Raw genomic sequence first — 9,321 nt, forward strand, 5'->3', positions numbered from 1 at the left:
TGGCCAAGAGCAAATTCCAGCGGACCAAGCCCCATGTGAATGTCGGGACCATCGGTCATGTGGATCATGGGAAGACGACCTTGACGGCGGCGATGACCTTGGTGATGTCGAAGAAGTTCGGGGGGGAGTTCAGGTCCTACGATCAGATCGACAACGCGCCGGAGGAGAAGGCGCGCGGGATCACCATTGCGACGGCGCACGTGGAGTACGAGAGTGTTGCGCGGCACTATGCGCACGTGGACTGTCCGGGTCATGCGGACTATGTGAAGAACATGATCACGGGGGCGGCGCAGATGGACGGGGCGATCCTGGTGGTGTCGGCGGCGGACGGTCCGATGCCGCAGACCCGCGAGCACATCCTCTTGGCGCGTCAGGTGGGGGTTCCGTACATGGTGGTGTACATGAACAAGGCCGACATGGTGGACGACGCGGAGCTCTTGGAGTTGGTGGAGATGGAGGTGAGGGAGTTGCTGGACAGTTACAAGTTCCCCGGGGAGAAGACGCCGGTGGTGGTGGGGAGCGCGTTGAAGGCCCTGGAGGGGGACGGATCGGAGCTCGGGGTGCCCTCGGTCGAGCGTTTGATTGCGGCGATGGACGAGTATATCCCGGTGCCGGAGCGTGAGGTGGACAAGCCGTTCCTGATGCCCATCGAGGACGTGTTTTCGATCTCGGGTCGTGGGACGGTGGTGACGGGTCGGGTGGAGCGCGGGAAGGTGAAGGTCGGGGAGGAGGTGGCGATCGTCGGGATCAAGGACACGCAGAAGACCGTTTGCACGGGGGTCGAGATGTTTCGGAAGTTGTTGGACGAGGGTCGGGCGGGGGACAACATCGGGGTGCTCTTGCGGGGCACCAAGCGTGAGGACGTGGAGCGTGGTCAGGTGTTGTGCAAGCCCGGGAGTCTGACGCCGCACACGCACTTCGAGGCCGAGGTGTACGTGTTGTCGAAGGAGGAGGGGGGTCGTCACACGCCGTTCTTCGCCAATTACCGGCCGCAGTTTTACTTTCGGACCACGGATGTGACGGGCGCGGTGGACCTGCCTCAGGGCGTCGAGATGGTGATGCCGGGAGACAACGTGAAGATCACGGTGAAGTTGATCGCGCCGATCGCGATGGAGGAGGGGTTACGGTTCGCGATCCGGGAAGGCGGCCGGACGGTCGGGGCCGGGGTCGTCGCCAAGGTGATCGAGTGACGATGAGTCATCCAGTTATGAAACGGTATCTTGCAGCAGAGCGAAGCACGCCCCATGGCTGACCAGATCATTCGCATTCGGCTCAAGGCCTTCGATCACCGATTGATCGACCGATCGGCGCGCGAGATCGTCGATACCGCGCGGCGCACGGGCGCCCAGGTCAAGGGCCCCATTCCGCTGCCGGTCAGAAAAGAACGCTTCACGGTCCTGGTCTCCCCGCACGTCGACAAGGACGCGCGCGACCAGTATGAGATCCGTACCCATAAACGGCTCCTGGACATCGTCAATCCAACGGATAAGACCGTCGATGCCCTCATGAAGCTGGACCTCGCCGCCGGGGTCGAAGTGCAGATCCGGTTGAGTTAATTCTATTTTTCAACTTTCTTTTAGAAATAATACCATGGCCTTGGGACTCGTAGGGCGCAAGTGTGGGATGACCCGTCTCTTTACGGAGGCGGGCGCGACGGTGCCGGTGACCGTCATCGAAGTCCTGCCCAATCACGTCACGCAGGTCAAGACCGGTGCTCGCGACGGCTATCGGGCCGTTCAGGTGACGACCGGCCGGCAGAACCGGGGGCGCATCGACAAGCCTTCGACGGGGATCCTGAAGGGCGCAGGCGTGGAGACGGGGACGGGTTTCTGGGAGTTCCGTCTGGGAGACGGGGAGGGCGAGTCGCTGGTCCCCGGGGCGGTCGTGACCGTCGATCTGTTTCGGGTTGGACAGAAAGTCGATGTCGCCGGGAGGACCCACGGTAAGGGGTTCGCGGGCACCATCAAGCGCCACCACTTCAGCTCGGGCGATGCCACGCACGGCAATTCGCTGTCGCACCGTACGCCCGGATCGACCGGGCAGCGCCAGACGCCGGGTCGCGTATTCAAGGGCAAGCGCATGGCCGGGCATCTCGGAAACGCGCGGCGCACGGCACAGAACCTCGAGGTCGTGCGCATCGACGTCGAACGCAACCTGTTGTTGATCAGGGGCGCGGTGCCCGGCGGTAAGGGCGCCGATCTGATCATACGGCCCAACACAAGGCACAGGGCGATTGGCATGGGGCCGAGCACGGGTGAGTGAGATGCAGATAGCGCTGCGTAGCGGCGACTCCGGGGCCGAGGCGGGCAGCTTGTCCGTGTCCGACGCCGTGTTCGCCGCTCCTTACAACGAGCCCCTCGTGCACCAGGTCGTGACCGCCTATCTCGCTGGCGGGCGTGCCGGAACCAAGGCCCAGAAGACCCGCGCCGAGGTGCGCGGCGGCGGCGCCAAGCCGTGGCGCCAGAAAAGCACGGGGCGCGCACGCGCGGGTACCACCCGTGGCCCCTTGTGGCGCACCGGAGGGGTCACGTTTGCCGCGCGTCCCCGGAACTACGCACAAAAGGTGAACCGCAAGATGTACGGTGTGGCCATGCGCTCGATCCTCTCGGAGCTGGTCCGGCAAGGGCGGCTTACGGTGGTCGATGCGCTCGCCGTGTCCGAGCCGAGGACCAAAGGGTTGGTGGTGCGGCTCTCGGCGTTGGGCCTTGCGCAGGCCCTGATCGTCACGGAGTCCTTCGAGGCCAACCTGCATCTGGCGTCCCGCAACCTCTTTGCGGTGGATATTCGCCTGGCGGGGGCCGTGGATCCGGTGAGCCTGGTTGCTCATGAGTCCGTCTTGATCACGGAGCAGGCGCTGCGAACCTTGGAGGCGAGATTGGCATGAATACGGAGCGCCTCCATCGAGTCCTGGTCGAGCCCAGGGTATCGGAGAAAGCCACCCAGCTCGGTGAGCGGCCCCAGAAGCAGTTCGTTTTTCGCGTGGTGAAGGACGCCACCAAGCCCGAGGTCAAGCAGGCGGTCGAGCTTATGTTCGGGGTCCGGGTCGAGCACGTCCGCGTGTGCAATATCAAGGGCAAACAGAAGAGCTTTCGGCGCCAGCGTGGTCGGCGCTCGGGGTTCAGGAAGGCGTATGTCTGCTTGAAGGAAGGCTTCGACATCGATTTCATGGGGCGCGAGTAGGCGGACATGGCGCTGATCAAGGTGAAACCGACCTCCCCCGGCCGCCGCGGTCTGGTGAAAGTCGTGACGCCGGGCCTGCACAAAGGCAACCCGTACCGGCCGCTCACGGAAAAAAAAGACAGCGCGAGCGGTCGCAACAACCAAGGTCGGATCACCGTTCGGCACCGCGGGGGCGGTCATCGCAAGCTCTATCGCCTGGTAGATTTCAAGCGGCGCAAGGACGGCGTCCCCGCCAGGGTCGAGCGCCTCGAATATGACCCGAATCGCTCGGCGCACATCGCGTTGCTCCTGTATGCCGACGGTGAGCGGCGTTACATCATCGCCCCCAAGGGTGTGCAGGCGGGTGCGACGCTCTGTTCGGGGACAGACGCCCCGATCCAACCCGGCAACACCCTGCCGTTGCGCAATGTCCCGGTAGGCACCACCGTCCACTGCGTCGAGATGCAGCCGGGGCGGGGGGCGCAGCTTGGGCGCAGCGCGGGGGGCTCCGTACAATTGGTCGCGCGGGACGGCGCGCACGCGACCTTGAGGCTGCGCTCGGGGGAGATGCGCAAGGTGCTATTGGAGTGCCGGGCGACGATCGGTGAGGTCGGGAATGCGGAGCACTCCCTGCGCGCGCTCGGGAAGGCCGGCGCCAAACGCTGGCGCGGGGTGCGGCCCACGGTGCGCGGCGTCGCCATGAACCCGGTCGATCACCCCCACGGCGGTGGTGAAGGCAAGACCTCGGGTGGACGCCACCCGGTGAGTCCCTGGGGCCAACCCACCAAGGGACACAAGACGCGCAAGAACAAACGCACCACCAAGATGATCGTCCGTCGGCGAAACAAGCTCGGTTAGTCGGGGAGAGCCGTGCCTCGCTCATTGCATAAAGGACCGTTCGTGGACCATCACCTCCTGGACAAGGTGGAGAAGGCGCGGACCAATAACGACAAACGGCCGATCAAGACCTGGTCGCGCCGTTCCGTGGTGATCCCCGATATGGTGGGGCTGACCATCGCCGTACACAATGGCCGCCAGCATGTACCGATCTACGTCACGGAGAACATGGTCGGCCACAAGCTCGGGGAGTTCGCGGTGACGCGGACTTTTCGGGGCCATGTGGGCGATCGCAAGGCCAAGAGCGCCTAAGAGGCCGGTATGCCGACGTCCGCGAAGCTGCGTAACGTGAGGATATCGCCCCAGAAGGCCCGTCTCGTCGCCGATCTGGTGAGGGGGCTGCCGGTCGATCGGGCCCTCGGCGTCCTGACCTTCAGCAATAAGAAGGCGGCCGGGATCATCAAGAAGGTCCTGAATTCGGCCATTGCCAACGCAGAGCACAATGATGGTGCCGACATCGACGAGCTCAAGGTTAGGTCGATCACCGTCGACCCGGCGGCCTCGCTCAAGCGAGTATCGGCCCGTGCCCGTGGCCGCACCAATCGGATCGTGAAACGCACGAGCCATATCACCATTCGGGTGGCTGAATAGGCCGGGTGGCTGAATAAACACGCGGCGGAAGGAGCGGCTTGGTGGAACGAGCCGCGTGGAATGGGCTACGTGGTTGAATGAAATAGGCAGATACGCATGGGTCAAAAGGTACATCCCACCGGGTTTCGTCTGGGCGTGATCCGCGACTGGTCGTCCCGCTGGTACGCGGAGTCGAAGAAGTACGCCGACTATCTCAACACCGATCTGGCGGTCCGCGAGTTCCTGAGGCAGAAACTGCGGAGCGCTTCGGTGAGCGCGATCCAGATCGAGCGGCCGGCCAACAATGCGCGCATCATCGTTCACACGGCCAGACCGGGGATCGTCATCGGCAAGAAGGGCGAGGACATCGAAGCCCTGCGCAGGGAGGTGTCGCGCATGATGGGTGTCCCGGTTCAGATCACCGTCGAGGAGATCCGAAAGCCGGAGCTCGACTCCTATCTCGTGGCGGAAAGCGTGGCCAATCAGCTCGAACGGCGTATCATGTTTCGCCGCGCGATGAGGCGGGCGGTGACCAACGCCATGCGCCTGGGTGCGCAAGGGATCAGGGTCAATGTCGCCGGTCGTTTGAACGGCGCGGAGATCGCGCGTTCCGAGTGGTATCGGGAGGGGCGTGTCCCGCTGCACACCCTGCGCGCGGATATCGACTACGGCCTCGCCGAGGCCAAGACCACCTACGGGGTCATCGGGGTGAAGGTGTGGATCTTCAAGGGCGAGATCCTGGGCCGGGGCGAGGCGACCGAGAGTCGGGCCGCCGAAGCCGCCGCCAAGTAGAGGATTGAACCGTCATGCTGCAACCCAAGCAGACCAAGTACCGTAAGCAACAGAAGGGTCGCAATCGCGGGCTCGCCGGCTCGGGCAACCGGGTCAGCTTCGGCGAGTACGGGCTCCGGGCCACGACCCGGGGGCGCATCACGGCCCGCCAGATCGAGGCGGCACGGCGCGCCATGTCGCGTTACGTGAAGCGCGGCGGAAAGCTCTGGATCCGCGTTTTTCCGGACAAGCCCATCACGCAAAAGCCTCTGGAGGTGCGGCAGGGGAAGGGCAAGGGCAATGTCGAGTACTGGGTCGCCTTGGTGCAGCCGGGGCGCATCCTCTACGAGATGGAAGGGGTATCGGCCGAGATCGCCGGCGAGGTGTTTCGCCTGGCGAGCGCCAAGCTCCCGGTGGGTACCGCGCTCGCGAGCCGTACGCTGTTATGAGCTCCGCCGCTGAGCTGCGGGGCAAGTCCCGGGACGATCTCGATAAGCTCTTGCTGGAGCTCGCAAGGGAGCACTTCAACCTGCGCATGCTGAAGGGGTCAGGGCAGGCGGTCAAGCCGCACCGTCTCAGGGACGTCAAGCGCGATATCGCGCGAGTGAAGACGGTTTTGAACGAACCCGATTTCAATATACAGGGGGGCAATATACAGGGGGGCAATAAACAGGGGGCCGCAGGCCCCGGCAATAAACAGGGGGCCGCAAGCCCCGGCGGGGCTCGGTGATGGGCAGAGAGGCGAAGGCGGGCCGGACTTTGGTCGGCCAGGTGGTGAGCAACAAGATGCAGAAGACTATCGCGGTCGCGGTCGAGCGGCGAGTGCTGCACCCGCTTTACAAGAAATACATACGGCGGACCACGAAGCTGCTCGCGCATGACGAACGCAACGAGTGCTCGCCGGGCGATGTGGTGGCCATCGAGGCGTGCCGGCCATTGTCCAAGCGCAAGAGCTGGCGGCTCAACAAGGTCCTCGTGCGCGCGGCGGAGGTCTGATTGGATTTTTTTGGGGGACCCGATGATCCAGATGCAATCTTCGCTCGATGCCGCCGACAATAGCGGCGCCCGGCGGCTCATGTGTATCAAGGTGCTGGGGGGATCGCATCGTCGCTACGCCGGGATCGGTGATGTCATCAAGGTCGCCGTCAAGGAGGCCATCCCGCGTGGCAAGGTCAAGAAGGGCGAGGTCTACGATGCCGTGGTGGTGAGGACCCGAAAGGGGGTGCGACGGCCGGATGGATCGCTGGTGCGCTTCGACGGCAATGCCGCGGTGTTGCTCGATAAACAGTTACAGCCCATCGGGACGCGCATTTTCGGGCCCGTCACGCGCGAGCTCCGGAGCGAGCGGTTCATGCGGATCATCTCGCTCGCACCCGAGGTGTTGTGAGGTCGAGAGCGATGCGAAAGATCAAGAAGGGTGATCAGGTGGTGGTGACGACGGGCCGATCCAAGGGCCATCGCGGTGCCGTATTGCGCTTGATCGGTGCCGATCGGGTGGTGGTCGAGAACGCGAACACCGTCAAGCGGCATACGCGCGGCAATCCGAGGGCCGGGACGGCCGGCGGGATCATCCAGAAGGAGGCCCCCATGCATATCTCGAACGTGGCCTTGTACAACCCCCAGACCAAGCAGCCGGATCGGGTCGGGATCCGTTCCCTCGATGACGGCCGCAGGGTCCGCTATTTCAAGTCGACGGGCGAGGTCGTCGATGTCTGAGAACTTTTATAAGACAGGGCGCGCGATGCCCGGGCCGGGCAAGGCGAATAAGTTGCGCGAACACTATCGCGATACGGTGGTCGGAGACCTTACCCAAAAGTTCGGTTATCGGAGCCGCATGGCGGTGCCGCGTATCAGCAAGATCACCTTGAACATGGGGGTCGGCGAGGCCGTCGCCGACAAGAAGGTGATCGATCACGCGGTCGACGATCTGCAGCGGATCGCGGGCCAGAAGCCGGTCGTGACCAAGGCCCGCAAGTCGATCGCGAACTTCAAGATCCGGGACGGCTGGCCCATCGGCTGTATGGTGACGTTGCGCCGGGAACGCATGTACGAGTTCCTCGAACGCCTGATCCACATCGCGGTGCCCCGGATCCGTGATTTCCGAGGGCTGCCGGCGCGTGGGTTCGATGGCCGCGGCAACTACAGCTTCGGCGTCAAGGAGCAGATCATCTTCCCGGAGATCGATTACGATAAGATCGACGTGATCCGCGGTCTCGATGTCTGTATCACCACCACCGCGCGCAACAACGAGGAAGGGCGCGCCCTCCTCATGGCGTTCTATTTTCCCCTGCGGGCCTGAGGGGCGAGGAGCACGAGCATCATGGCCAAGACTTCGGTGATCCATCGCGAGGGGCGGCGGCTGCGCACGGTGAAGCGCTTCGCCGCCCGGCGCGCCCAGTTGTTCGCGCAGGCGAACGACAAGTCCCTGGGTGTCGAGGAGCGGCGGGCGGCTCAGACCAAGATCCAGAAGATGCCGCGCGACGCGAGCCCGGTGCGCCTCCACAACCGCTGCCGGCTCACCGGGCGCCCGCACGGGTTTTATCGCAAGTTCGGACTGTCTCGCAGCATGCTGCGCATCGCGGCCATGAACGGCGATGTCCCGGGGCTCGTCAAGGCGAGCTGGTGACGGTCCGAACGTAGTAGACGCCAGGTAGGATGCTCCCATGACCATGCAAGACCCCATCGCCGATATGCTGACCCGTATTCGTAACGCTCAGGCGGCCCGCAAGGCAGAGGTGACGATGCCCGAATCGAAACAGCGGGTGGCGATCGCGGAGGTGCTGAAACGCGAAGGCTATATCGAGGATTTCCGCAGCGAAGCGAACGAGTCACTGAGAACGCTGACCATCACGCTCAAATACTTCGAGGGCAGGCCCGTGATCGAGGGCCTCCGCCGCGCGAGCCGTCCCGGGCTGCGCGTGTACCGCGCCAAGGATGCGATCCCCAAGGTGCGCGGGGGCTTGGGCGTTACGGTCCTCAGCACCTCGCGCGGGGTCCTAACCGATCGTGAGGCGCGCCGCCAGGGCCTGGGCGGGGAAATCATCTGCTACATTGCCTGAAAGTCCAGCGATTAGAGGCCAATCATGTCCAGGGTCGCGAAGAATCCCATCCCTCTGCCCTCCGGCGTCGCCGCCGAGATCGGTGCCGAGTCGGTGGTCATCAAAGGGAAACGAGGCACGATGTCGAGGTCCTTGTCGCCGCTCGTGGGCGTGACCTTGGGCGACGGCGCTTTGACGGTAGCGCCGCACTCCGAGTCCAAGGCGGCCAATATGATGGCCGGGACCTATCGAGCCTTGCTGGCCAATATGGTCCTCGGCGTATCCAGCGGTTTCAACAAAAAGCTCGAGATCAATGGCGTCGGCTACCGCGCACAGGTGCAGGGGAAGACCCTCAATCTGACCCTGGGATATTCCCATCCCATCAAGCTCGAGATACCCGAGGGCATCACCATCCGGACCCCGAGCGTGACGGAGGTCCTGGTGGAGGGCAACGATAAACAGCAAGTCGGGCAGGTCGCGGCCAATATTCGCGCCTTCCGTCCCCCGGAGCCCTACAAGGGCAAAGGGATCAAGTACTCGGACGAAGTGATCGTCCGCAAAGAAGCGAAGAAGGCCTGAGAGTTTGTGAAAAGATCTACTGCGCTCGGGATCTCGCGTTCCGGCGGTGCTCGGAATCCTCATGTATTTCCATATACACTCCGGTTGCTCGTCCCATCCTTGGGACTCGCCCCTGCGGGGCTTGCGCTCCGTTTCGCTCCCGGCGAAACGGTCCTGCGCTCCGGCGGGAAGCCAGGGCCAGGGAGTGGCCCTGCTTGGCGCGCCGAGGATGCAACGCGACCTCCCTTCGCTCGCGACGATTTTTTCACAAACTCTGAGGGGCGTCATGGATAAGAAAACCAGCCGTTTGCGTCGGGCACGGCGGGCG

17 protein-coding genes and 1 pseudogene are annotated in these 9,321 nt (G+C 63.9%); all 18 read left to right on the forward strand.

The features are described 5' to 3' along the window. A partial coding sequence (tuf, locus tag M3461_21980) for an elongation factor Tu (GenBank protein MDQ3776824.1) occupies positions 1–1,190 on the forward strand: 1,190 nt, incomplete at its 5' end. Positions 1,191–1,244: 54 nt separating this feature from the next. Beyond that, the gene (gene rpsJ / locus M3461_21985) at positions 1,245–1,556 is read left to right on the forward strand and encodes a 30S ribosomal protein S10 (protein ID MDQ3776825.1); all 312 of its coding nucleotides are present in this window, start codon (positions 1,245–1,247) and stop codon (positions 1,554–1,556) included. 34 nt (positions 1,557–1,590) lie between these two features. After that, positions 1,591–2,262: a 50S ribosomal protein L3 gene (gene rplC, locus M3461_21990; protein ID MDQ3776826.1), complete on the forward strand. Its 672-nt coding sequence runs from the start codon at positions 1,591–1,593 to the stop codon at positions 2,260–2,262. Between the two features lies 1 nt (position 2,263). Next, positions 2,264–2,884, forward strand: a complete 621-nt coding sequence (gene rplD, locus M3461_21995) for a 50S ribosomal protein L4 (GenBank protein ID MDQ3776827.1) — start codon at positions 2,264–2,266, stop codon at positions 2,882–2,884. After that, complete coding sequence (gene rplW / locus M3461_22000; protein MDQ3776828.1) at positions 2,881–3,180, forward strand: 50S ribosomal protein L23; 300 nt, start codon at positions 2,881–2,883, stop codon at positions 3,178–3,180. The genes rplD and rplW overlap by 4 nt, the downstream gene beginning before the upstream one ends. 6 nt (positions 3,181–3,186) lie before the next feature. Beyond that, positions 3,187–4,017, forward strand: a complete 831-nt coding sequence (rplB, locus tag M3461_22005) for a 50S ribosomal protein L2 (protein MDQ3776829.1) — start codon at positions 3,187–3,189, stop codon at positions 4,015–4,017. A 12-nt stretch (positions 4,018–4,029) separates the two neighbouring features. Continuing rightward, entirely contained in the window at positions 4,030–4,308 is a 279-nt protein-coding gene (gene rpsS, locus M3461_22010) for a 30S ribosomal protein S19 (protein ID MDQ3776830.1), read from the forward strand. A 9-nt stretch (positions 4,309–4,317) separates the two neighbouring features. Next, entirely contained in the window at positions 4,318–4,647 is a 330-nt protein-coding gene (rplV, locus tag M3461_22015; protein MDQ3776831.1) for a 50S ribosomal protein L22, read from the forward strand. A gap of 96 nt (positions 4,648–4,743) precedes the next feature. Further along, the gene (rpsC, locus tag M3461_22020) at positions 4,744–5,418 is read left to right on the forward strand and encodes a 30S ribosomal protein S3 (protein ID MDQ3776832.1); all 675 of its coding nucleotides are present in this window, start codon (positions 4,744–4,746) and stop codon (positions 5,416–5,418) included. 14 nt (positions 5,419–5,432) lie between these two features. Continuing rightward, positions 5,433–5,846: a 50S ribosomal protein L16 gene (rplP, locus tag M3461_22025; GenBank protein ID MDQ3776833.1), complete on the forward strand. Its 414-nt coding sequence runs from the start codon at positions 5,433–5,435 to the stop codon at positions 5,844–5,846. After that, positions 5,843–6,040: pseudogene (gene rpmC, locus M3461_22030) on the forward strand (50S ribosomal protein L29). Before rplP ends, rpmC begins: the two are co-directional and overlap by 4 nt. Before the next feature lie 86 nt (positions 6,041–6,126). Then, entirely contained in the window at positions 6,127–6,393 is a 267-nt protein-coding gene (rpsQ, locus tag M3461_22035; GenBank protein MDQ3776834.1) for a 30S ribosomal protein S17, read from the forward strand. Between the two features lie 22 nt (positions 6,394–6,415). Then, positions 6,416–6,784 (forward strand): 50S ribosomal protein L14, encoded by a 369-nt coding sequence (rplN, locus tag M3461_22040; GenBank protein MDQ3776835.1) that lies wholly within the window; start codon positions 6,416–6,418, stop codon positions 6,782–6,784. Positions 6,785–6,795: 11 nt separating this feature from the next. After that, positions 6,796–7,113, forward strand: coding sequence for a 50S ribosomal protein L24 (rplX, locus tag M3461_22045; GenBank protein ID MDQ3776836.1), 318 nt, complete (start codon positions 6,796–6,798; stop codon positions 7,111–7,113). 25 nt (positions 7,114–7,138) lie between these two features. Next, a complete protein-coding gene (gene rplE, locus M3461_22050) occupies positions 7,139–7,696 on the forward strand; it encodes a 50S ribosomal protein L5 (protein ID MDQ3776837.1) in 558 nt (185 codons plus the stop codon). A gap of 21 nt (positions 7,697–7,717) precedes the next feature. Beyond that, a complete protein-coding gene (gene rpsN, locus M3461_22055) occupies positions 7,718–8,023 on the forward strand; it encodes a 30S ribosomal protein S14 (GenBank protein MDQ3776838.1) in 306 nt (101 codons plus the stop codon). Positions 8,024–8,066: 43 nt separating this feature from the next. Further along, complete coding sequence (rpsH, locus tag M3461_22060) at positions 8,067–8,456, forward strand: 30S ribosomal protein S8 (protein ID MDQ3776839.1); 390 nt, start codon at positions 8,067–8,069, stop codon at positions 8,454–8,456. Between the two features lie 24 nt (positions 8,457–8,480). After that, complete coding sequence (rplF, locus tag M3461_22065) at positions 8,481–9,014, forward strand: 50S ribosomal protein L6 (GenBank protein MDQ3776840.1); 534 nt, start codon at positions 8,481–8,483, stop codon at positions 9,012–9,014. Positions 9,015–9,321: the final 307 nt, after the last annotated feature.

Source organism: Pseudomonadota bacterium (assembly GCA_030860485.1).
GTDB lineage: Bacteria > Pseudomonadota > Gammaproteobacteria > JACCXJ01 > JACCXJ01 > JACCXJ01.

What these genes read in the sequence shown, in the direction of transcription:
- rpsJ (MDQ3776825.1), top strand. Translation starts at nt 1,245, where the DNA reads ATGGCTGACCAGATCATTCGCATTCGGCTCAAGGCCTTCGATCACCGA.
- rplC (MDQ3776826.1), top strand. Translation starts at nt 1,591, where the DNA reads ATGGCCTTGGGACTCGTAGGGCGCAAGTGTGGGATGACCCGTCTCTTT.
- rplD (MDQ3776827.1), top strand. Translation starts at nt 2,264, where the DNA reads ATGCAGATAGCGCTGCGTAGCGGCGACTCCGGGGCCGAGGCGGGCAGC.
- rplW (MDQ3776828.1), top strand. Translation starts at nt 2,881, where the DNA reads ATGAATACGGAGCGCCTCCATCGAGTCCTGGTCGAGCCCAGGGTATCG.
- rplB (MDQ3776829.1), top strand. Translation starts at nt 3,187, where the DNA reads ATGGCGCTGATCAAGGTGAAACCGACCTCCCCCGGCCGCCGCGGTCTG.
- rplV (MDQ3776831.1), top strand. Translation starts at nt 4,318, where the DNA reads ATGCCGACGTCCGCGAAGCTGCGTAACGTGAGGATATCGCCCCAGAAG.
- rpsC (MDQ3776832.1), top strand. Translation starts at nt 4,744, where the DNA reads ATGGGTCAAAAGGTACATCCCACCGGGTTTCGTCTGGGCGTGATCCGC.
- rplP (MDQ3776833.1), top strand. Translation starts at nt 5,433, where the DNA reads ATGCTGCAACCCAAGCAGACCAAGTACCGTAAGCAACAGAAGGGTCGC.
- rpsQ (MDQ3776834.1), top strand. Translation starts at nt 6,127, where the DNA reads ATGGGCAGAGAGGCGAAGGCGGGCCGGACTTTGGTCGGCCAGGTGGTG.
- rplN (MDQ3776835.1), top strand. Translation starts at nt 6,416, where the DNA reads ATGATCCAGATGCAATCTTCGCTCGATGCCGCCGACAATAGCGGCGCC.
- rplX (MDQ3776836.1), top strand. Translation starts at nt 6,796, where the DNA reads ATGCGAAAGATCAAGAAGGGTGATCAGGTGGTGGTGACGACGGGCCGA.
- rplE (MDQ3776837.1), top strand. Translation starts at nt 7,139, where the DNA reads ATGCCCGGGCCGGGCAAGGCGAATAAGTTGCGCGAACACTATCGCGAT.
- rpsN (MDQ3776838.1), top strand. Translation starts at nt 7,718, where the DNA reads ATGGCCAAGACTTCGGTGATCCATCGCGAGGGGCGGCGGCTGCGCACG.
- rpsH (MDQ3776839.1), top strand. Translation starts at nt 8,067, where the DNA reads ATGCAAGACCCCATCGCCGATATGCTGACCCGTATTCGTAACGCTCAG.
- rplF (MDQ3776840.1), top strand. Translation starts at nt 8,481, where the DNA reads ATGTCCAGGGTCGCGAAGAATCCCATCCCTCTGCCCTCCGGCGTCGCC.